This window comes from Rhodoflexus sp. (genome assembly GCF_053489755.1).
Map to the genome: position 1 here is coordinate 1 of NZ_JBRCHD010000050.1, position 21,497 is coordinate 21,497.

Here is a 21,497-nt window from a genome sequence, read left to right on the forward strand (position 1 = left end):
TGAGCATATTGTCGTAGCTACGCAGCGCCCCGAAACCATCATGGGCGACGTGGCGATTGCCGTAAACCCCAAAGACGAGCGCTACCTGCACCTGCACGGCAAGCAAATCATCGTGCCGGTGGTGAACCGCCCCGTGCCGGTCATTACCGACGAGTATGTGGACATTGAATTTGGTACGGGCTGCCTCAAAGTAACCCCCGCGCACGACATCAACGACTACGAAATCGGGCAACGCCACAACCTGCCCGCGATTGATACGCTCAATGCGGACGGCACATTCAACGCCGATGCTTTTGAAAATGACGCGGAGCGCCGATTAGTTCAGCAATACGACAAAATTGACCGCTTCAAGTTGCGCAAAATCATTGCGCAACATCTGGAAGAAATCGGGCAGATGGAGCGCGTGGACGAAAACTACGTGGCAAACATCGGCTATTCGGAGCGCACCGATGCGGTAGTTGAGCCGCGGCTTTCCGTGCAGTGGTTTGTGCGCATGAAAGAACTTTGCCAACCGGCGCTGGAAAACGTGATGAACGACAACATCCGTTTCTATCCCGCCAAGTTTAAAAATACGTATCGCCATTGGATGGAAAACGTGCGCGACTGGTGCATCAGCCGCCAACTGTGGTGGGGGCAGCGCATTCCCGCGTGGTACATCAACGGCGTGGATTATGACAACACCGCCGCCGACTTGCCTATAGCCGTGTGCCTGACCGCCGAAGAGGCTTTGCATGAATTGCAACAAAAAGCGGACGCATACAACGCAATCAACACCTTGAAAGTTCCGCGCCCCGCTACGGTTGCCGACATCCGCCAAGATGAGGATGTGCTGGACACATGGTTCTCTTCGGGCTTGTGGCCAATTTCGGTATTTGACGGCTTGTTAGACCCTGACAATGAGGATATTAAGTACTACTACCCGACAACAGACCTTGTAACCGCGCCCGAAATTCTGTTTTTCTGGGTAGCCCGCATGATTATTTCAGGCTACTATTTCAGAAAGGATAAACCTTTCCAAAACGTGTATCTGACAGGCATTGTGCGCGACAAGCTGGGGCGGAAAATGTCCAAGTCGTTGGGCAACAGCCCCGACCCGCTGGAACTGATGGACAAATACAGTGCCGACGGCGTGCGCGTGGGAATGCTGTTCAGCTCACCTGCGGGCAATGACTTGCTGTTTGATGAAAAACTGTGCGAACAAGGGCGCAACTTTGCCAATAAAATTTGGAACGCTTTCCGTTTGGTAAAAGGCTGGGAACAAAACGCCAACCTTGCCATGCCCACCGCCAACCGCACCGCGATTGACTGGTTTGAAGCCCGTTTGCAAAACGCGATTGTTGAAATTGAAGACCACTACGAAAAATACCGCATTTCAGACGCTTTGCAGGCGGTTTACAAACTGATTTGGGACGATTTCTGCGCTTGGTATCTGGAAATGATAAAACCCGAATACGGGCAGCCGATAGATGCCGCGAGCTTTGCCGCCACTGTCAATTTTTTTGAAACGCTGATGAAATTGCTGCATCCCTTTATGCCTTTCATCACCGAAGAAATATGGCACGGCTTGCGCGAGCGCAGCGGAAAAGACTACCTCATCGTAGCGCAATATCCTGTGCCTCAACCCATTGACGAAGCGCAAAACCGCCTGCTCAACGAGGCGGCAATCGCCTTTGAAATCATTCAGCAGGTACGCAGCCTTCGCAACAGCAAAGGAATTTCACCCAAAGAAAAACTGCCGCTGGCAATTAAAACTACACAACGAGAGCGTTACGCCAAGTTTGAGGGATTAATTAGCAAGTTGGCCAATCTGGAAAGCCTGAGCTATGCCGACAGCGCCGCCGACAACGCGACGCGCTTTGTGGTAAAAGGCGACGAGTGCTTCGTAAAGCTGACACGGTCTGTCAATGCCGAAGAGGAAATTCAGAAACTGGAAGCCGAACTGGCATATCAGCAAGGCTTTTTAGAGTTGGTGGAAAAGAAACTTTCCAACGAGCGCTTTGTAGCCAACGCCAAACCCGAAGTAGTGGCAAACGAGCGCCGCAAGCAAGCCGATGCGCAAGCCAAAATTGCCGCCTTGCAGGCAGCTATTGCGGCTTTGAGATAATCAATCTGATGTATTGATACGAGTCATCCCAAAAATCCACATAGAACGCTGGTTTTGGCAGATAACACAGATAAAGGTAGCATCATCATTGCCCTTTTGTTCCGTTGCTCGATTAAGAGCTTCATAGATTATCTGGCAAAAGGGGCAGGGATGATCTCAATGCTACCAATATGCAGTTCCTACGGGATGAAATCTACGCGGTAGATGATTCATTGCTGGATAAAATATCGGAGAATCATGAGACTGTCCGGAAAGGCTACATGTAGCACAGACTTCAGTCTGTAACTATTTGATTATCAGTTATTTAGAAAATCACAGACTAAAGTCCGTGTTACTTTTTGGACAACCTCATGCTGTCTAATCAAATTCGCTCCGGCATTAAATCGAAAAACCTGCCGTTACCATCAGTCCTACGCGGCTGCTGTTGATATTGACTACAGGCTCGTTTTGCGGCAGTCGGTAAACGCGGTATTCGCTGTCAAAGAAGCTGGTAATCACAGCGGCATCTAAGAAGAAATCGCTTTTGCGGTAGCCTCCACCAAAAGTGATGAAATTGCGGCTGCGGTTGTCTCTCGTATCTTGCATGGGGTTTTGTTGGTGTGCAAAGCCGCCACGCACGCGGTAATCGCCAAAACGAGCTTCAGCGCCCAATCGCAGGTTAATTGCGTTGCGATAAATCGAAGCAATCGTAGCATTGTCCCCTGCAAAAGAAAACTCAGGATTGGGATTAGAGAATCGGGCAGTGGTGTAATCTACCATCTCTACATCTGCGGTAACGAAGCCGCGTTTGCCCAAAATAAACGCCGCCCCTGCATTGATCCGCATAGGTGTGCGCATCGTATAGCGCGATTCTATGACATTAGTGCGGGCGCGTTCGTTGGAAAGCACCCGAATAATAGGCTGCCCGTTTTGGAATTCAGTAAACGGAAAATTATTGTATTGAACTGTCAGCTCTGCCTCATAAATATCGGTGATGCGATAAATAGTAGGCGTAGTAATAGAAGCTCCGAAGCGCACAAAGTCGGTCGGACGGATGATAATCCCCAAATTAGCGTTGATACCTGTACCGCGCTGCCTGTTTTGTTCGGTCAGCTCCAGATTATTGAGCGGCAGTCGCTGTCCGCCCGGCAGCGGCGTCGTGCTGTTCAGTACATTTTCAGTATAGCGCTTGTCCTGTGCATAGCGCAAAGTCGCAATGCCAATACCTGCGCCCAGATAGAACTTATCCTTGATATTCAGACCATAAGCTAAATTCCACTGGCTTTGCGCACCGCTTCGTCGGATATTTTCTGCCTGCAAAGTTGGCGATAGCGGCACGAAGGATTCGTAAGAGTTCCGCGTCGTATTGTCGCCAAAAAACGGATTGATCAGGTAAGTAGCATAGGCAAGTCCTTCCAAACTAAAAATACCATTGCGGAGTTCGTCGTCTAATTCGCTCCAAGGCACGCGCCCGTCGGTGCGATCGAGGAAATAATCCACAATAGAATTGCGGTCGTTGGTGCCGCTGTAGTTAATCAGTTCCTGAAAGTCATTGTTGCGCGTCATCGTAATGGCAAAAGTGCTGCCGCGCACGGTACTCTCAGCGCCCCTGTCCGAAGAGAAGTGGATACCCAAATGATTCAGGTTCAGGTTTAGGTTGCCCGCATTGACTGTTTCACCCAGAAATCTGCTATTGGAATTGGCAGAATTGGCTGCAAAACTGAAAGTCATCTCCGACTTGCGGAGCATCCCCAAACCTGCGGGGTTGATAAATGCAGCAGAGGCATCGCCTCCGAGGGCAGTGTTCGCTCCTGCAATCCCTTGGAAACGCGCCGTGCCTCCAAAGCGAGTTTGAGAAAAGCGCAGCGCATCGTTGTAGTAGCCCAAGGCACCCGGAGCAATATTTTGTGCAAACGCTCCCAGCGTTACCAGCGACAAACTCCCGGCAAGAAATATGGATTTAATTCGCATAAGCCGATTTTGATAGATTTTGAAGTGTAATTTGAATGATAAACGCAATTTTTAACTGTAGGGTTAAACCTGACACAGGTCTTCAAAATACTACATTTCCGCTTATTTTTGCATAAGCGTTCTAAACACACACTGTGATATGTCTTCCACAAAATACGATTTGATTATTATTGGTAGCGGGCCCGGGGGCTATGTAGCCGCTATTCGCGCTTCCCAACTGGGTATGAAAGTAGCCGTAGTTGAGAAAGAAGAACTGGGCGGCATCTGCCTGAACTGGGGCTGTATCCCTACCAAAGCCCTGCTGAAAAGCGCACAAGTATTCGAATATATCCAACATGCCAGAGACTACGGTATCGAGGTGAAGGACTATGCCGTTAATTTCGATGGTATGATTAAGCGCAGCCGTAGCGTTGCAGGCGGCATGAGCAAGGGCATTGAATTCCTTTTCCGCAAAAATAATGTTACCAAAATCATGGGCTTTGGCAAAGTCAAGCCCGGTAAAAAAGTGGAAGTAACCGCTACAAACGGCTCTAAAACCGAATACAGTGCAGATCATGTCATCATAGCAACGGGCGGACGAAGCCGCGAATTGCCCGGCGTTAAGATAGACAACGAAAAAGTGATCGGCTACCGCAAGGCGATGGTGCTGGAAAAGCAGCCTAAAAGCATGGTGATTATCGGCTCAGGCGCTATCGGCGTTGAATTTGCCTATTTCTACAACACCATCGGTACAAAAGTTACCATTGTTGAATACATGCCTAATATTGTTCCTGTCGAAGACGAGGATATTTCCAAGCAATTAGAAAAAACTTTCAAAAAATCAGGCATGACTATCCTTACTTCTGCCGCCGTTGAGTCTGTAGATACTTCGGGCGAAGGCTGCAAAGTAAAAGTCAAAACCGCCAACGGCTACGAGGAAATCCAGTGCGATATTGTGCTATCTGCCGCAGGTATTGTCACCAATCTGGAAGGTATTGGGCTGGAAGAGGTAGGCATCGCACACGATAAAGGCAAAGTACTCATAGACGATTTTTACCGCACCAACATTCCCGGCTACTATGCCATTGGCGATATTGTACGCGGCCCTGCGCTGGCACACGTAGCCTCTGCCGAAGGCATTATCTGTGTTGAAAAGATAGCCGGACACCACCCTGAACCTTTGAATTATGGCAATATTCCGAGTTGTACCTATTGCAGCCCTGAAATTGCCTCTGTTGGCATGACCGAGAAAGCTGCCCGCGAAGCAGGCTATGAAATCAAAGTTGGTAAATTCCCTTTCACCGCATCGGGTAAAGCAAGTGCTGCCGGAGCAAAAGAAGGCTTTGTGAAAGTAATTTTTGATGCTAAATACGGCGAGTGGCTCGGCTGCCATATGATTGGGGCAAATGTTACGGAAATGATTTCCGAAGCTGTAGTAGCTCGTAAACTGGAAACAACAGGACACGAAATCATCAAATCTGTACATCCGCACCCAACCATGTCCGAAGCCATCATGGAAGCTACAGCGGCTGCATACGGCGAAGTAATTCACATTTAGTGCAGCACACAATTATTACATCGAAAAAAGAGGCTGTCTAAAAAGGCTGCATGTAGTACAGACTCCAGTCTGTAGCTATTTGATTATCAATTGATTAACCAATCGCAGACCGAAGTCCGTGTTACTTTTTGGGCAGCTTTCTTTTTCACGCAATAATTTTGATTTATAGACGTTGTCATGTCGAATGGCTATTTACACCAGATTAAACAAATCATTTATACATCTGTCTTTTTATTCCAATTTTCGTGATTTAAGATGCAAACAATAACAGACAAATACCTTGCGATCTATCCTCTTTCGGATATTCAAGGATTGAAAATCCAGTGGTTGCCTGATTCTATTGATATGACCGACGAAGAATTTCGCCAAACAATTCTCATGGAAAAGGAAGCGATCGAGTCTATCAAGCCACGTGTAATCTTTGCAGATACTTTGCAGATGCGCTACACAATTGTACCCGAGCTACAGGATTGGCACAACTCGATTATTACTCCCGCTTTTGAAAAGGCAGGCACCAAAAAATTAGGCATATTGGTAAGTGAAGATTTGTTCACACAGATATCTATAGAACAACTTATTGAAGATATGCCCGACAATCAATTGCAGACGCGCTATTTCAGTGATGAAACTGATGCGCTACAGTGGCTGCAACAGTAAACCGATAATAATTTATTTGAACACTTTGTATTCTCTAAAACCCTTACTGATTTCCACAAAAGAAACGCGGATAATCGTGTAGGCCGGAATAGCTGCCAACATTCCTAAAACCCCCCCTAAAGTCGCACCTGCAAAGACGCTTATAAAGATTTCGAGCGGATGCGCCTTTACACTCTTGGAAAAAATAATCGGCTGCAATACCACGTTGTCTATGATCTGCGTGATGACAAAAGCAGCAAACAACTGCCCGAGTAGCAACAGATAGCCGTTACCTTCCAGCAGTTCGGGCGAGGCGGTAGAAATACCGACGATGATACCGAACACTGTACCAATCAGCGGGCCGGCAAAAGGAATCACATTGACAATAGCAGCAAAAATTCCGATCGTTACGGCGTAATTCACACCCAGCACTATGAGGCTGAATGAAACGATGGTAAAAATAGAAATAATCTGTAGCAAAAGCCCAAGCAGGTAGTTGGCCAGCAGTCGCTCAATTTTGTGAATTGCACTGATACTTACCTCAAAGTATTGGTTGGGGATCAGCGAAATGACACCCTTGCGCACTTTGCCTTTCTCAAACAAGAGAAAGAATGTGATGAAAAGTACCGCCAGAATGCCTACAAAGATATTTCCGGTAGTCAGCAGCAAGTCGTTGAGCAGATTGCTAACCCTGAACTGACTGAACACCTCGATCAGCCGCTCTTTAATCTGGATGAGCAGGAAGCCCCGTGGCTGATTGACGATTCTGCTTTCGATCAGCAAACCCTCTAAACGGGATGCAGGCAGCGCAAGCCGATCAAAAAAATCGTCATACGGAATACTCGCGATTACAGCCACCTGTTCATTAATAAGCGGTATGAACAGCAAAACAAACAAGGACAGCAGCCCTACCAGAATACTGAACGAAATCAAAATAGCGATACTGCGCGGAATGCGGATACCACCGATCTGAATCTGGCTGATGGCATTAGTCGGAACTTTGAGAATGCCGGAAAGTATAATCGCAAGGATTACGTACAATACAATATCAGAAAAGACCCACGCGACGGCAACAGCCCCCAATAGTATCAAAACAAGACTCCATCTGATTTGAGACATATCCGATTGAAAACAGCACCTTGCTTATTTTGCACTAAAAGTATGCTAAATTGAGCAACATCGCAGATTTACCAGATACTTATGTCCCAAAAACACTCATTAGCGCCAATGAAGCCTTGCAGAAAGTACTTGAGGCAGCAGGTAGGACAAACATAGAAGCCGTATCGCTGGCAGCGGCAAGAGGGCGCATCCTTTGCAAGCCTATCAGCGCAAACAGGGACTTCCCGCCCTGCGACCGCCTTTTTGCAAGTACAATCCTTTGTAAGCAGCCAAAGCAAATATTATTTGGCAAGCCCCGTAGCCGGCAGCGGTTCAGGCGATTGGATTAACCTGCCGGCTGCCAACGTTTTTTTGATTCTGCCACCCGATAAAAACCGATTTATCAAAGATGAAGTATATCCTTTGCTTGTTTCCTGATTAGGTTAAACTAAAAAAAACGTATTTTAGTGCACGTGAATTTGCATCAAAGACTACCATATGTCTCACAGTACCAAACTGTACTTGGTTGCACTTGCCGCCATCGTACTAAGCGTAGTAAGCTATTTTTTGAACAACGATCCCAAAAGCGTATGGGATGAGTTATTTCTGCTACTTTCTGTATCTGTTATCCTTCTGCTCATCATACTTCTAAACATTTGGTTTATCAGACCGATCCAACAAATATCTTACGGGGCACAAGAGGCGATAAAAGGCAACATCAAACACCAGATAGCCTATCTGGGAGACGATGAAATAGACCAGATCAGCTATAGCATCAACACTATGGCAAGCAGTATCAGTCGGGCTAAGTATTTTGTCGAACAGATCGGTGAGGGTAAATTAGACGCTGACTTTCAGAACGCGGATAGGGCAACGCTCGAAAAAGATCCACTGGCACAGGCGCTTTTGGCTATGCGAACGCAGTTGGTGCAAATCAATGAAAGGGAAAAAGAACGCAAATGGACAGCCGAAGGGCTTGCCTTGTTTGCCGAAATTCTCCGTGCTAATCAGAAAACAGAACAAGAACTTGCAAGCGACATTTTGACTAATTTGGTACGTTACGTTAATGGTCTCCAAGGTGCGCTTTATGTCCTGTCTGAAGACCACGAAAATAACCAAGTGCTCAATCTGGTTGCTGCTTATGGCTTGCCCGAAGAACGATTGGCAAAGCCGCAATTGCATCCCGGCGAGGGGCTTACAGGACAGTCGCTGCTCGAAAAACAACATTTCTACTTAGATAATCTACCGGAGGGCTATACCAAAGTCGAGTCCGGGCTGGGCGAATCAGTACCTCGCTTTTTGCTAGTGATGCCGCTCAAAGCCAACGAAAATGTGTATGGCGTTGTTGAAATTGCCTCTATGAGCGCTATGCCACCCTATGTGATTGAGTTTGTGCGCCGCGTCAGCGAGAATATTGCAGCCACCATCGCCACCGTTACAGCCAACACCAAAAACCTACGCCTGCTGGAAGAATCTCAAGCCATGACCGAGCAACTGCGAGCACAGGAAGAAGAGATGCGCCAGAACATGGAAGAACTCATGGCTACGCAGGAAGAAATGGCACGTAAGCAGATCGAATTGGAGCGCTCGCGAGAACAGTTGCAGAAAGCCAAAGAGGAACTGGAAGAAAACGAACGTCAGATCCGTCAGGTAGTTCAAGACCAAAAGGGAATGATTGTTCAGTTGGAAACACAAAAAAAGAAACTGGAAGCCAACGAATCTATCTTGAAAAAAGCCTACGAGAAAATGCGCCAGAACCAGATGGAAGTAGATAAAAAAAAGGCAGAATTGGAGGAAGCCAACAAACAAATGACTTTACAAAAAGCCAAAATAGAAGCGAACGAGGTTATTCTGAAAAAGTCTTACGAAAAAATGCAGGCGCAGCAACGCGAGTTCAAAATCAAACAAACTGAACTTATCTTACAAAAGACAATCAATAAAGCATTAATTGCTACGCTGGCAGGCTTCTACTATGCTTGCGAAGCAACCAACGACTATAAGGCTATTCTCATAGAAGGTGATCCGCAACTGCTGACGGGATACAGTTCAGAACAGTTTCTAAGCGGACAGGTCAGCCTTTCAGCAATTATCCACCCTGACTACAAAGCGCACGTAGATGCTCAGGTACAACAAGGTATTGACCGGCAAGATTTTTACACCATTATCTATGATGTACTGAAAGCTGACGGTACTATCGTCAAAGTATGGGAAAAAGGCTTTCCGATTTATGAGAACGATGAACTGAGTCATTTTATTGGCTTTATCATTGACTATGACTTGGCACACAGATTAAAATTAGACATGTCCTAAATATGCAACAAAAGGATGCTGATATTTTTTACGAGCAACTGCTGCAACTGCCGATTTATTTGATTAACGACCACACACCGAGCGCAGATGCTACCGAGATACAAGCAATAAACCTCGAAGAAGTACAAAATCCTGTGCTGGTAGTAGTCAGCAAGTTGCCTCTTCCCCCTGCCCAAGAAGAACTGCTCAACAAAATATTACAGGCAGCAAAAATTACCCCTGCTATGACAGATATTATAGCCATAGCCGATTATCAGGCTGCCCGTAACAGCCATCGCAACCATATCCTATTTTTCGTTCGACAGCGCCAACTGCCCAAAGAACTTGCTGTTTTTGGTGCTTACTCTACCGCACCTGCCTACGAAAAAGCCAATGTTATTATTGCTAATGATCTTGGCGATCTGATCACCAGTACCGACGAAAAAAAACAACTCTGGAAAATACTCCAACAAACATTTTTAGCATGAAAAAGCACATTAGCCTGACTAAGTACCTACTGCCTACTTTTGCATTAGCTACATTGGCAGGCTGCCAATCCAAGCAATCATCTGATATGAATAACCAAAATTTGCCTGCGCCGCCTGTAGCTGCGGTTATACCTAAGGAGCTTACCATGCACGGCGATACGCGCATTGATAACTACTACTGGCTCAACAACCGCGAAGACTCTGCTGTTATTAACTACCTAAAGGCTGAAAATGAATATCTGGAGGCCGTGATGGCGCCTACAACGGCGCTTCAGGAAAAACTCTTCAACGAAATGAAGAGTAGAATCAAAGAACAGGACGAGTCTGTGCCTTACTTCCTGCGCGGCTATCACTACATCACCCGCTATGAACAAGGCGGAGAATACCCGATTTATACCCGCAAGAAAGAAACGCTGGAAGCTGCGGAAGAAATCATGCTCAACGTAAACGAGATGGCAAAAGGCTACGCCTACTATCAGGTAGGCGGTCTGAAAGTTAGCGACGACAACCGCTTGCTCGCCTATGCGGTTGATACCGTCAGCCGCAGGATTTATACCCTGTATTTCAAAGACTTACAGACAGGTGAAACCCTAAAAGACGTGATCCCTAACGTAACAGGTAATGTTGCATGGGCAGCGGACAACAAAACAGTTTTCTATTCCCGTCAGGATCTGCAAACGCTGCGCTCGCATCAGATCTGGAAACACGTAATCGGCACAGACCCTAAAGAAGACAAACTGGTGTTTGAAGAAAAAGACGAAACCTTCAGCACAGGCGTATATCGCTCAAAATCAGACAAATACATATTTGTATATTCCGGCAGTACGCTAACTACAGAAGTCCGTTTTCTGGATGCCTCGCAACCCGGCGGTAATTTTACCATATTTCTGCCAAGAGAACGCGGGCATGAATATGGAATTGATCATGCAGGCAATAAATTCTACATCCGAACCAACTGGCAGGCTGAAAACTTCCGCGTAATGGAAGTAGACGAAAAAGCAGTTGGCAATAAACAAGCGTGGAAAGAACTCATCCCGCACCGCTCGGATGTTTTCGTAGAGAGTTTTGATGTATTCAAAGATTACTTAGTCATCGAAGAGCGCAAGGAAGGCCTCATCAGCCTGCGCATTCGCCCCTGGGCAGATCCGAGCAAGGAACACTATGTGGACTTTGGCGAACCTGCCTATACAGCAGGCATGGGAACTAACCCTGAATTTAATACAACGATCCTGCGCTATGTGTACACCTCGTTTACTACACCAAACGCTACCTACGACTACGACATGGTAGCCAAAACCAAAAAGTTGCTCAAACAGCAAGAGGTATTAGGTGGCTTCAAGAGCGAAGATTACCAATCTGAGCGGCTGTATGCAACTGCTCGCGACGGCGTGAAAGTTCCTATTTCGATCGTTTACAAAAAAGGCTTCAAGAAAGACGGCAAAGCGCCGCTCCTACTCTATGCCTACGGCTCTTACGGTTATTCGATGGATGTTTATTTCAGTTCCAGCCGTTTGAGTTTGCTCAATCGCGGGTTTGCTTTTGCTATTGCACACATTCGCGGCGGACAGGAAATGGGTAGGCAATGGTATGAAAACGGCAAACTACTCAAAAAGAAAAACACCTTCAACGATTTTATTGACTGTGCCAAGTATTTAGTTGCAGAAAAATACACCTCACCCGAACATCTGTATGCCAACGGCGGTAGTGCAGGCGGACTGTTGATGGGTGCAGTCGCCAATATGGCTCCCGAGCTTTTCAAAGGGATTGTTGCAGATGTTCCTTTTGTGGATGTAGTAACAACTATGCTGGACGATTCTATCCCACTTACTACAAGCGAATATGACGAGTGGGGCAATCCCAACGATAAGACTTACTACGATTACATGCTGAGTTACTCGCCCTACGACAATGTAGCGAAAAAAGCCTATCCTAACATGCTGGTAACTACAGGTCTGCACGATTCGCAGGTGCAATACTGGGAGCCTGCTAAGTGGGTTGCTAAACTCCGCGCCATGAAAACAGACAACAATCTGCTCTTGCTCAAAACCAATATGGAAGCCGGACACAGTGGCGCTTCAGGCAGATTTGCACCGCTGAAAGAGGTAGCGCTACAGTACGCTTTCTACCTGCATTTGGAAGGCATCAAAGAATAATACGCCCAACGCGGTATTTTTGACAATCTGAAAACGAAAACGACTATGACAAACTACAATCGCAAAATGCGCATGGGGATGATTGGAGGGGGGATTGGCGCTTTTATCGGTGGCGTACATCGCATGGCTGCTGCCTTAGACGGAGAAATTGAATTGGTCTGCGGAGCTTTCAGCAGCGATCCTGAAAAATCGCGGCGCTCAGGCGAACAACTCTACCTCCCCCCCGAACGCGTATATGGCAGCTACGAAGAGATGATCCTTAAAGAAAAACAACTGCCCGAAGGCGAGCGAATGGATTTTGTAGCGATTGTAACCCCCAATCATATGCACTTCCCGCCTGCAAAAATGGCTTTGGAGCATGGATTTGCAGTCGTTTGCGACAAGCCTGTAACATTTAACCTAACCGAAGCCAAAGAGTTGGAGGAGATTGTGCACAAGTCGGGACAACTTTTTGCACTGACGCACAACTACACGGGCTACCCGATGGTGAAAGAAGCACGCGAAATTGTGCGTAGCGGACGCATTGGGCAGGTGCGCAAGGTTGTAGTAGAGTACCCGCAAGGTTGGCTAGCAACGCTCGTAGAGGCAACGGGCAGCAAACAGGCTTCTTGGCGCACCGACCCCACCAAGTCTGGGGCAGCGGGCTGCATCGGCGACATCGGTACACATGCCGAAAATCTGGCCGAGTATATTACAGGGCTACAAATCACCGAGTTGTGCGCAGATCTCACTACTTTCGTGCCCGGACGCAAATTAGACGACGACGGTAATATCCTGCTTCGGTTCAACAACGGCGCGAAAGGCATTCTACAAGCAAGCCAGATTTGCGTAGGTGAAGAAAACAACCTCAATATTCGCGTATATGGCGAAATAGGCGGCATCTGGTGGCATCAGATGGAACCTAACACATTAGAACTGACACTGATGGATCAGTCTAAACAACTGCTTCGCACAGGTGTAGGTAAACTTTCGGCTGCTGCTCAGGCACATACCCGCATCCCCGCAGGGCATCCCGAAGGCTATCTGGAAGCATTTGCCAATATTTACCGCAACTTTGCCCGCACGTTGCGCAGCCGACTGAAAGGCGAAACCCCCGATCCACTATATACCGATTTCCCCACCATAGCAGACGGCGTAAGAGGTATGGCATTTATAGAAGCGGCAGTAGCCTCATCGGCAAGCGAACAGAAATGGTATCCGTTCGTATGAGCGACATCAACATCCATCAGACTACGCTCAAACACTGGCAGGCAGTGATCAGACGATTTGAGAACTACCTCAGGCTGGAGCGTGGTCTGACCGAAAATTCGGTAGAAGCCTACAAGCGCGATATTGAGAAACTTGCAGCCTTTGTAGCTGTGGACTATCCTACGTTGGAGAGTAGTCAAATCAGCCTGCACGAGTTGCAACAGTTTATGGCTTTTCTGACAGATCTGCAACTTTCGCACAACACACAAGCACGCATTATTTCGGGCATCCGCACTTTTTTCAGGTATCTGGAAGATGTTGAAAACCTGCCCGAAAACCCTGCCGAGCATCTACAAGCCCCTGTAAATCAATATTTTTTACCCGACACACTCAGCATAGAAGAAGTAGAGGCTGTCATTAATGCCGTAGATTTGTCGCAAAATGAAGGACATCGGAATCGCGCCATTCTGGAAGTGCTCTACGGATGCGGTGTGCGCGTCAGCGAACTGATTTCCTTGCGCCTCAGCGATCTGATGCTCGACGTGGGCTTTATCCGCGTTCGGGGCAAAGGCAGAAAGGAGCGACTCATCCCCATTGGTAAACACGCTTCAGAAGCCCTACGGATCTATATAGCGCATGTTCGCGCACAGCAAACTATTGCCAAAGGACATGAAAATGTCATTTTTTTAAACCGCAATGGCAAGGCATTATCAAGAGTGATGATTTTTTACATTGTGCGTAAGGCTGTTGCCAATGCCGGCATCAACAAAACCGTTAGTCCGCATACGTTCCGGCATTCGTTCGCTACACACCTAATCGAACGAGGTGCCGATCTGATTGCTGTCCGCGATATGCTGGGACACGAGTCTATTGTTACCACAGGCATTTACGCGCACCTCAACCGCGAGCACCTCAAGGAGGTTGTTGAGCAGTGTCATCCTGCCGCACGCTGGTAGTCAGTAGTATATGGATGCTGTGTCGTACATGTAAAAATGCAGGACACCATCACCCCCTGCTATCAGGAATGCCTGATAATAGCTTGTGGATTCCTTCCGGCTGTTCTTCGGGGAGCTTTCCGTAGTAGTAGATGCGCACGTAAGATTCTAATTCTTGGAATTCATCATCCAAGCCACCTTTGCGAAACAGGTAGTGCCGCATAACAGCTATAAATGCCCGCAGGTAGCGTAGTTGCCATTCTAAACTGTACAGCTTTCTGCGTATCTGCTTGTCTGTCAGTGGCTTGTATAATAACCAATCGGCTTTGCTCTGTAGCTCCGGATGTTTGAGGGATTACATATGGGTAGCATGGAAATTATCCCCCCTTTTGCTAAGGCTGGCTGCCCAAAAAGTAATACGGACTTTAGTCTGTGATTTGTTAATCGCTTGATAACCAAATAGCTACAAACTGAAGTCTGTGCTACATTCATCCTTTTTGGGCAGCCTCAATTGACCCATCATGCAATTCATATGGTATCATATACCATGACTTGAGGCGCATACCGCGATTCAACAAAAAAACCGCTGCCAAAGCAGGCAACGGGCAGGCAATTAAATTGTCATAATGTCTTTTTCCTTGCTTTCCAACAGGTCGTCAATTTGCTTGATGTACTTGTCAGTGAGGGCTTGTACCTTAGTTTCTGCTTTTTTTACATCATCCTCAGGAATGCCCTCTTTAATGAGTTTGCGCAGGCCTTCGTTGGTATCTTTGCGGATATTGCGGATGCTGATTTTGCCATTTTCAGCTTCGTTTTTGGCTTGTTTTACTAATGTGCGGCGGCGCTCTTCGCTCAATGGTGGCAGCAGAATGCGGATGACATCCCCGTCGTTGGTTGGATTTACACCTAAGTCGCTGTTTTTAATTGCTTTCTCAATTTCAGACAGCATTGCCTTTTCCCAAGGCTTGATAACTATTGTGCGGGCATCGGTCGTATTGATGTTTGCTACTTGGCTGATAGGCGAGTTTGAGCCATAATAGTTCACATACAACCCGTCCAGCATAGAGGGTGTCGCTTTGCCGGCGCGGATTTTGGTAAATTCCTGCTGGGTGTGTTTCACCGCCTTTTCCATTAATTGGGCAGCGTCGTCCAGATACATATTAATCTCTTCCATGATTGAGATAGATTTAGTAATGGTGCAAGTTAGGAAATGAGCGTACCGACCTCTCCGCCCTGAACTAATTTGAGCAGGTTGCCGGGCATATTCATATCAAATACGATAATTGGCAGGTTGTTTTCTCTGCAAAGTGTAAAGGCTGTCATGTCCATCACGTTCAGCCCTTTGGCATATACTTCGTCAAATGATATATTATCATAGCGCTGTGCAGCGGGGTCTTTTTCAGGATCAGCACTGTAAACGCCATCTACGCGGGTGCCTTTCAGCACTACATCAGCTTCAATTTCGATGGCGCGAAGGCTGGCTGCCGAGTCGGTGGTAAAGAAAGGGTTGCCTGTGCCTGCACCGAAAATAACAACGCGTCCTTTTTCCAAATGGCGCACCGCACGGCGGCGGATATACGGCTCGCAAAGTTGTTGCATTTGAATAGCCGACATCAGGCGTGTTATGACACCAATTTTTTCCAATGCACTCTGCAAGGCCATGCTGTTAATCAGCGTTGCCAACATGCCCATATGGTCGCCCTGAACACGGTCTATGCCCATCTTTTCAGCCTGTATACCTCTGTAAATGTTTCCTCCGCCAATAACGACGGCAACCTGAATGCCCTGATCTACTACCTTCTTGATTTCCTGCGTGTATTGTCCGAGTCTTTCGGTATCAATGCCAAATTTCTGGTCTCCCATGAGGGCTTCGCCGCTTAGTTTGAGGAGGATCCGTTTATATTTCATGCTGTAAGTAGTGTAAGGTACGGCAAATATAAACAGAATTTTATTTGCGTGTTTTTTTCGCCGGCGGGCATTCGCCGTCAGTTTTTTTGCAAAACCTTTAGCAGGGCAGTGCGCTACTGCTTTTCTTTGGGTCTATGTGCGCCAATAGCTGCTCTGGTGATATAGAAAATGCGTTTGCGACCAAATGGATTTTCGGGCGAACTTTGGCGGATATCCTGCCTGCCGAAAATGATAAAACGATCGCCATACCACCAAGCAACCTGCTCATTTTCGCGCTCGCTGATGAGGCTTTTCTCCGCCGCACGAACAGGGATGCGGGTAGTAAGCAGGGTGTCTGTAGGTATGCTTTTGCTGGTAGCCTTATAGTAGAACTTTTCTTTGTGATAATAGATCATCTGTAGGCGGTCGTTGTCAAAGTTGATTTTGACCAATTCATCCGGCTGGCGGAGTTCTACATCTTTATACTCAAAGGCATTGTCCCACAGCAACTTACCCGATTTGTCGAAGGCACATATGATGGCATGCTTGTAGCGGTAATAGGTGGGGATGCGACTTCCCTCTCGTGGGCGTATCATGTTGCGGTCTAACATAAACAGGTTATTGTAGCTGTACAAAGTGGGATTCATGCTATTAATCATGTACGAACTGAAAAACTGTGGCATACCCGCGTTAAAGCGTCCGATGCTATTTTCCACAAAAACAGGGACATAGGATTCAGCCACGAAAAAAATGCGATTGGGCGTAACAATCAGGTCGCGGGCAAAAAAATTGTAGTCCAATTTCGGGATCTTGCCCTCTTCGCGTTTGTCTTGCAGGCGCAAAACTGTCCGCTCGCGGCGGCGAGGAGGCATGTAGTTGAAGAAGTTTTTCAAGAAGCCAAAGTCATAAAATTTGATTTCTTCCCAGTTGCTGCCATCAAAGGAAGTAACGTACACGCCTTGCGATTTCTCTTTACCGGTAAGCGAGTATAGCCCAAGCAACAATTGCTTGTCTTGGCTGATAAAGTAGGGGCGGAAGTTGATGATATTGTACTCTTGTTCGTGCGGGACTACACGCTTGTGCAACAACAGCCCCTCGCTGTTGTAAATGTAGTAATAGAAACTTGCTTTGCGGCGTATACTGCTTGAGACGATAACGCTGATGGCATTGTTTTCAGGGCTGACATCCATGCGTGAAATCTGTCCCTTTAGCTGGCTCAGGGATGGCAGAATCTTGGGTTTGCTGCGCATATAGTCGTAGTGAATTACAACAGGATCGCTATTGACCTGCCCCCCCATCAGAATTACATCATTGATAACGGCAAAATGACTTACCTGTAGGTCAACTATTTTGTCGTAGCGGATCTTAGAGAGCTGGCCGCTAACGACGTTGAGCCGCATGATGTCGTAGCGAAAGTCGGTTTTAGGGATAAGGAAAAACAAGTGGTTGCCTTGCCATGCATAAATATTGAGGTGCGAACTTGCATCCAATACATAGCGCTGCGCCCATTGCAGGTTGAGCGCTGTATCGTATTTGGCAATGGTCATTTCCTTGCGCATGTTGCGCAAGACTTCTTCACCTTCTATAAAGACGAGCATCCCGTTTGTGCCAAGTGGCATTACGCGATGGTCTAACACCCTGCGATTGGTTAAGTCAAATTCGATACATTTTTCTGATATTACCAAAGTAGAATCGAACTTTTCGGGCATTACTTGCGCAAAGCCGATCATTGGCAGCAACCATCCGAGCGCTATAATCAGGTAGCGTTGCATGTTATGTTGGTTTACGTACGCTTCTCAAACCTGACGGGTTTTGAAAACTCGTCAGGTTTGAGGCAGTTTCAAACAAATATACTGATAAACGCTACCAAATGTTTAAAGCCTTTTCAGCCATTCGTAGGCTTCGCGCTCCAACTGTTCCTGATGCGTCGGGTGTGCAATGCGGATCAGCTCGGCGGCGCGCTGTCGGCGGCTTTTACCAAACAGATTGACTACTCCGTTTTCGGTAACGACATAATGCACATGCGCCCGCGTAGTCGTAACGGCGGCGCCCGGTTTGAGGTAGGTAACAATTTTGCTTTCGCCTTTGGCTGTAACGGAAGGCATGGCGATAATCGGCTTGCCGCCTTCGGAAAGAGCAGCGCCGCGAATGAAATCCATCTGCCCGCCAACGCCTGAAAATTGCTGATTACCCAAAGAATCCGCGCAGACTTGTCCGGTCAGGTCAATCTCAATGGCACTGTTAATTGCCGTTACTTTGGGGTTGCGAGCAATTACAAATGTGTTGTTTGTAAAGGCGGCATCGCGCATTTGGATGGTCGGGTTGTCGTGTATGAAGTCGTAGAGGCGACGGCTGCCAATGGCAAACGAGGAAACAATTTTTTCGCGCATACTATTTTTGAGTCTGCCCGTAACCACACCGCGAGCCACTAAGTCTATCAGCCCGTCGGAAAACATTTCGGTATGAATGCCCAAATCCTTGTGGTGAATCAGTTCGGCTAATACCGCATCAGGGATGTTGCCAATGCCCATTTGCAGGGTTGCGCCGTCTTCTACCAATTCAGCGACGAGTTTGCCGATTTTGCGATCCGTGTCGGAAAGGATGCGCGGCTTAGGTTCGTACATCGGCACTTGGCTTTCTATGGCGGCATGGATGCGGCTGATGTGCAGCGAGCCTTCGCCGTGCGCGCGCGGCACGTTCGGGTTCACTTCTGCGATGATGTATTTCGCCGTTTGCACCGCTGCCCAACTCACATCCACCGAAACGCCGAGGCTGCAATAGCCGTGTCGGTCGGGCGGCGAAACCTGCACCAGCGCCACGTCCACCGGCCATATTTTGTTGCGGAAAAGCGTCGGCACATCGCTCAGGAACACGGGAATGTAGTCTGCCGTGCCGTCGTTTACCGCCCGCCGCATGTTTGCCCCTGTGAAGCAGGCGAAAGTTTGAAAACTGCCGCGATGTTCGGGCTTGGCATAGTCGGCGTTGCCTTCGGTATGGATATGAATAACCTTGACGTTTTGCAGGCGTGGCGCTTCGGCGACCATCGCAGCAACAAGCGTTTGCGGGGTCATGGCGGCACTGTGTACAAATACACAATGACCGGACTGAATGCAGGAAACGGCTTCCTGCGGAGAGGTGAAATGAAGCATTGTTTGTCAGGTGTTTTTGGCAAAGATAAAGCCCCGCTGCCAATTACCGATGTGCAGCATTTTTTCTGAAAGTTTGCCTTCTGCTCCGTTTGAGCATTTAATTACATGCTCTGGCGACAGATCACTATTAGTTTGTCAATGATTAAATTTGTGTTTGGATATGTGGCGAGGCTGTCCAAAAAGTAACACGGACTTTAATCTGTGATTTATTAATCACTTGATAGTCAATTAGCTACAGGCTGAAGTCTGTGCTACATTTAGCTTTTTTAGACAGCCTCCAAGCTATTCACGCAAGACACAGCTACCCTAAATGAGATACTAATGAAGCAGTTGCTGTACCAAAGCCAGTATTACGAAATCTTGTTTGATGAGGCGCAATCGCTGATTATACACAAGGCGTTGCCGGACACATTAGCAATGAGCAATGAGCATTTCAAACATGAAATGACAGTGTTTCTGGAAATGTGCGAGAAGCATCGCCCGGAAAGAGATCTGGTAGATTTAATTGATATGAGATATGTTATCTTACCTGATATGCAAGAGTGGGTGAATATGGAAATATTCCCAACATTACTGGCTACCATTAAACGAATGGCGTTTGTTGTGCCTGTAGGTATCTTTGAAACACTCGCTCTTGAGCAGACAATGGACGAAGAGTACGGTAAAAAGTTTGTCAGACGCTACTTCAAGGATGAAGGTAAAGCCTTGGAATGGCTAATGGCAAATTGATTCCATGATGGCGACGGCGTTTATTTCAATTTATTGAGATAAGCACCTAACTGCTCAATCAGGTGGTTAGATATGCCGATGTCTTCGCGGTTTTCCTCGAAATAGCCCCGTGCCGTTGCTACGTAGTCTATAAAGCCTGCGCGGTCTTTGTTGGTAATGAGCCTGTAGAGTGCGTCCACCTCTTGTCGAAAAATATCTAATACTTTGGGCACAAATTCATTGTACATCTGAATATCGGCATACAGTCCTGCGTCTTGCAGCACATAGCGCGAAAAGAAAATCAGGAAAATGCGGTAAGGTGGCGATGCCACATCGCGGATGATCCCCAACCGGTTGCCCAGAGTGTTGAGCGTTTTGGCGCTGGCAAATATGTTGAAGTGGTTCAGTCCTTGTACTACGCCCATTACCTCGTCGTGGTGCAGATAGTCCATATCAAAACAGCGTGCTTGTTGCGCAGACAGCAGTCGGCGCAATGCAACCGCCCATTGATTGCTGCCCGATGAATAGTTGAACAAGATTACCTGCCCTCTCAGATGCCGCAACATAGGGCCAAACATGGGATGTATGGACAGAAAGTCTGCCTTTACTTCGGGGTGCTGCGCTTGCAGCCTGCCATAATGGTCTATGATGAACTTCTTAACGCTGCAAACCTCTACAATCGTTTTGCCATTGGCAAGCGGGTAAATTTCTGATAAAACATCGCACATACTGCCAATAGGAACAGCAATGAAAATGACATCGCACATGCTAACCAATGCATGGTTGTTTGGCACTTGCGATTGCTCGTCGGCAGAGGTGAAATAAACCTCTAACCCCTGTTCGGTAAAAAATCTGACCAACCAACTTCCCAACCCACGACTGCCACCAATTACTCCAATTTTTGTTGCTTTCGGTTCTTGCATTTGTCAATATTTTATCCTAACTTAGCAAACTACGACAAACTGTTTACTATCTTTTGTTTTTTGCTCACAACCCTCAGACAGTGTTTAACACCTCTTCTGAACCCTTTTTCAAAGGTAAATCAACTGTAATTTCTGTCCTGTTGGACATTGGTTGTATTTTTTGCGTTACTAAGGGCTTTCAGCCTTCATCTGTGTATCGCGAGCAAGCCGAAAAGCAATTAGAAGCATTGGCTCGATTCCGTGCACATGGCATTATTTGGGATTTGCGCGAAGCCGAAGTTATCGGTAAAGAAGATCAGGACTGGACTGTCAACGAATGGCAGCCGCGTGCCGCGGCGCTGGGCTACCGTCGCGGAGCTATTATCGTACCAGAAAATATATTCGGTCAACTTTCCGTCAAGCAAGTAATCAGTCAGATAAATAACCAGTCAGGCGGTGGCGACATTGCCATC

At 47.2% G+C, this 21,497-nt stretch carries 19 protein-coding genes; 11 read left to right on the forward strand and 8 right to left on the reverse strand.

The genetic code is table 11. The features are described from left to right. Positions 1 to 2,104, forward strand: a 2,104-nt coding sequence (locus ACWIP2_RS11335; RefSeq protein WP_448520046.1) for a valine--tRNA ligase, incomplete at its 5' end; no start/stop codon positions are given. A gap of 378 nt (positions 2,105 to 2,482) precedes the next feature. Here ACWIP2_RS11335 and ACWIP2_RS11340 read toward each other — a convergent pair. Continuing rightward, positions 2,483 to 4,054, reverse strand: a complete 1,572-nt coding sequence (locus tag ACWIP2_RS11340) for an OmpP1/FadL family transporter (RefSeq protein ID WP_448520047.1) — start codon at positions 4,052 to 4,054, stop codon at positions 2,483 to 2,485. Positions 4,055 to 4,193: 139 nt separating this feature from the next. On the opposite strand from ACWIP2_RS11340, the gene lpdA reads away from it, so the two are divergent. Together lpdA and ACWIP2_RS11350 are read left to right on the forward strand one after the other, a co-directional pair. Continuing rightward, the gene (gene lpdA / locus ACWIP2_RS11345; RefSeq protein WP_448520048.1) at positions 4,194 to 5,591 is read left to right on the forward strand and encodes a dihydrolipoyl dehydrogenase; all 1,398 of its coding nucleotides are present in this window, start codon (positions 4,194 to 4,196) and stop codon (positions 5,589 to 5,591) included. 255 nt (positions 5,592 to 5,846) lie between these two features. Beyond that, a complete protein-coding gene (locus tag ACWIP2_RS11350; RefSeq protein WP_448520049.1) occupies positions 5,847 to 6,248 on the forward strand; it encodes a hypothetical protein in 402 nt (133 codons plus the stop codon). Positions 6,249 to 6,260: 12 nt separating this feature from the next. On the opposite strand, the gene ACWIP2_RS11355 is transcribed toward ACWIP2_RS11350, so the two are convergent. Further along, positions 6,261 to 7,346: an AI-2E family transporter gene (locus tag ACWIP2_RS11355; protein WP_448520050.1), complete on the reverse strand. Its 1,086-nt coding sequence runs from the start codon at positions 7,344 to 7,346 to the stop codon at positions 6,261 to 6,263. Positions 7,347 to 7,396: 50 nt separating this feature from the next. Between ACWIP2_RS11355 and ACWIP2_RS11360 the strand changes: the two genes are divergently transcribed. The 6 genes from ACWIP2_RS11360 to ACWIP2_RS11385 all read left to right on the forward strand — a co-directional run bounded on the left by ACWIP2_RS11360 (position 7,397) and on the right by ACWIP2_RS11385 (position 14,399). Then, on the forward strand, positions 7,397 to 7,675 hold the full coding sequence (locus ACWIP2_RS11360) for a hypothetical protein (protein WP_448520051.1): 279 nt from the start codon (positions 7,397 to 7,399) through the stop codon (positions 7,673 to 7,675). A gap of 148 nt (positions 7,676 to 7,823) precedes the next feature. Beyond that, positions 7,824 to 9,635: a GAF domain-containing protein gene (locus ACWIP2_RS11365; protein ID WP_448520052.1), complete on the forward strand. Its 1,812-nt coding sequence runs from the start codon at positions 7,824 to 7,826 to the stop codon at positions 9,633 to 9,635. A gap of 2 nt (positions 9,636 to 9,637) precedes the next feature. Then, a complete protein-coding gene (locus ACWIP2_RS11370; protein ID WP_448520053.1) occupies positions 9,638 to 10,102 on the forward strand; it encodes a DNA polymerase III subunit psi in 465 nt (154 codons plus the stop codon). Beyond that, positions 10,099 to 12,255, forward strand: coding sequence for a S9 family peptidase (locus tag ACWIP2_RS11375; RefSeq protein WP_448520054.1), 2,157 nt, complete (start codon positions 10,099 to 10,101; stop codon positions 12,253 to 12,255). Before ACWIP2_RS11370 ends, ACWIP2_RS11375 begins: the two co-directional genes overlap by 4 nt. Before the next feature lie 72 nt (positions 12,256 to 12,327). Continuing rightward, entirely contained in the window at positions 12,328 to 13,464 is a 1,137-nt protein-coding gene (locus ACWIP2_RS11380; protein WP_448520064.1) for a Gfo/Idh/MocA family protein, read from the forward strand. Continuing rightward, complete coding sequence (locus ACWIP2_RS11385; RefSeq protein ID WP_448520055.1) at positions 13,446 to 14,399, forward strand: tyrosine recombinase; 954 nt, start codon at positions 13,446 to 13,448, stop codon at positions 14,397 to 14,399. The genes ACWIP2_RS11380 and ACWIP2_RS11385 overlap by 19 nt, the downstream gene beginning before the upstream one ends. A 49-nt stretch (positions 14,400 to 14,448) precedes the next feature. Here ACWIP2_RS11385 and ACWIP2_RS11390 read toward each other — a convergent pair whose 3' ends face one another. The 5 genes from ACWIP2_RS11390 to ACWIP2_RS11410 form a co-directional block, all read right to left on the reverse strand. Continuing rightward, a complete protein-coding gene (locus ACWIP2_RS11390) occupies positions 14,449 to 14,601 on the reverse strand; it encodes a hypothetical protein (protein ID WP_448520056.1) in 153 nt (50 codons plus the stop codon). Positions 14,602 to 14,991: 390 nt separating this feature from the next. Then, positions 14,992 to 15,552: a ribosome recycling factor gene (gene frr / locus ACWIP2_RS11395; protein WP_448520057.1), complete on the reverse strand. Its 561-nt coding sequence runs from the start codon at positions 15,550 to 15,552 to the stop codon at positions 14,992 to 14,994. Between the two features lie 29 nt (positions 15,553 to 15,581). Continuing rightward, on the reverse strand, positions 15,582 to 16,286 hold the full coding sequence (gene pyrH / locus ACWIP2_RS11400) for a UMP kinase (RefSeq protein WP_448520058.1): 705 nt from the start codon (positions 16,284 to 16,286) through the stop codon (positions 15,582 to 15,584). Between the two features lie 113 nt (positions 16,287 to 16,399). Continuing rightward, on the reverse strand, positions 16,400 to 18,037 hold the full coding sequence (locus tag ACWIP2_RS11405) for a hypothetical protein (RefSeq protein ID WP_448520059.1): 1,638 nt from the start codon (positions 18,035 to 18,037) through the stop codon (positions 16,400 to 16,402). Positions 18,038 to 18,139: 102 nt separating this feature from the next. After that, positions 18,140 to 19,414, reverse strand: a complete 1,275-nt coding sequence (locus ACWIP2_RS11410; protein ID WP_448520060.1) for an acetyl-CoA hydrolase/transferase family protein — start codon at positions 19,412 to 19,414, stop codon at positions 18,140 to 18,142. Between the two features lie 321 nt (positions 19,415 to 19,735). Here ACWIP2_RS11410 and ACWIP2_RS11415 point away from each other — a divergent pair, with 321 nt between their 5' ends. After that, complete coding sequence (locus tag ACWIP2_RS11415) at positions 19,736 to 20,143, forward strand: hypothetical protein (RefSeq protein ID WP_448520061.1); 408 nt, start codon at positions 19,736 to 19,738, stop codon at positions 20,141 to 20,143. Positions 20,144 to 20,163: 20 nt separating this feature from the next. On the opposite strand, the gene ACWIP2_RS11420 is transcribed toward ACWIP2_RS11415, so the two are convergent. Continuing rightward, positions 20,164 to 21,045, reverse strand: a complete 882-nt coding sequence (locus ACWIP2_RS11420; protein ID WP_448520062.1) for a prephenate dehydrogenase/arogenate dehydrogenase family protein — start codon at positions 21,043 to 21,045, stop codon at positions 20,164 to 20,166. A gap of 80 nt (positions 21,046 to 21,125) precedes the next feature. On the opposite strand from ACWIP2_RS11420, the gene ACWIP2_RS11425 reads away from it, so the two are divergent. After that, positions 21,126 to 21,497, forward strand: a 372-nt coding sequence (locus ACWIP2_RS11425; protein WP_448520063.1) for a hypothetical protein, incomplete at its 3' end; no start/stop codon positions are given.

Excerpts from the sequence above, each read along its gene's own strand:
- ACWIP2_RS11385 (WP_448520055.1), top strand. The coding sequence starts at position 13,446 with ATGGTATCCGTTCGTATGAGCGACATCAACATCCATCAGACTACGCTC.
- pyrH (WP_448520058.1), bottom strand. The coding sequence starts at position 16,286 with ATGAAATATAAACGGATCCTCCTCAAACTAAGCGGCGAAGCCCTCATG.
- lpdA (WP_448520048.1), top strand. The coding sequence starts at position 4,194 with ATGTCTTCCACAAAATACGATTTGATTATTATTGGTAGCGGGCCCGGG.
- ACWIP2_RS11420 (WP_448520062.1), bottom strand. The coding sequence starts at position 21,045 with ATGCAAGAACCGAAAGCAACAAAAATTGGAGTAATTGGTGGCAGTCGT.
- ACWIP2_RS11340 (WP_448520047.1), bottom strand. The coding sequence starts at position 4,054 with ATGCGAATTAAATCCATATTTCTTGCCGGGAGTTTGTCGCTGGTAACG.
- ACWIP2_RS11355 (WP_448520050.1), bottom strand. The coding sequence starts at position 7,346 with ATGTCTCAAATCAGATGGAGTCTTGTTTTGATACTATTGGGGGCTGTT.
- ACWIP2_RS11410 (WP_448520060.1), bottom strand. The coding sequence starts at position 19,414 with ATGCTTCATTTCACCTCTCCGCAGGAAGCCGTTTCCTGCATTCAGTCC.
- ACWIP2_RS11350 (WP_448520049.1), top strand. The coding sequence starts at position 5,847 with ATGCAAACAATAACAGACAAATACCTTGCGATCTATCCTCTTTCGGAT.
- ACWIP2_RS11405 (WP_448520059.1), bottom strand. The coding sequence starts at position 18,037 with ATGCAACGCTACCTGATTATAGCGCTCGGATGGTTGCTGCCAATGATC.
- ACWIP2_RS11380 (WP_448520064.1), top strand. The coding sequence starts at position 12,328 with ATGGGGATGATTGGAGGGGGGATTGGCGCTTTTATCGGTGGCGTACAT.
- ACWIP2_RS11375 (WP_448520054.1), top strand. The coding sequence starts at position 10,099 with ATGAAAAAGCACATTAGCCTGACTAAGTACCTACTGCCTACTTTTGCA.
- ACWIP2_RS11390 (WP_448520056.1), bottom strand. The coding sequence starts at position 14,601 with ATGCGGCACTACCTGTTTCGCAAAGGTGGCTTGGATGATGAATTCCAA.
- ACWIP2_RS11370 (WP_448520053.1), top strand. The coding sequence starts at position 9,638 with ATGCAACAAAAGGATGCTGATATTTTTTACGAGCAACTGCTGCAACTG.
- frr (WP_448520057.1), bottom strand. The coding sequence starts at position 15,552 with ATGGAAGAGATTAATATGTATCTGGACGACGCTGCCCAATTAATGGAA.
- ACWIP2_RS11365 (WP_448520052.1), top strand. The coding sequence starts at position 7,824 with ATGTCTCACAGTACCAAACTGTACTTGGTTGCACTTGCCGCCATCGTA.
- ACWIP2_RS11415 (WP_448520061.1), top strand. The coding sequence starts at position 19,736 with ATGAAGCAGTTGCTGTACCAAAGCCAGTATTACGAAATCTTGTTTGAT.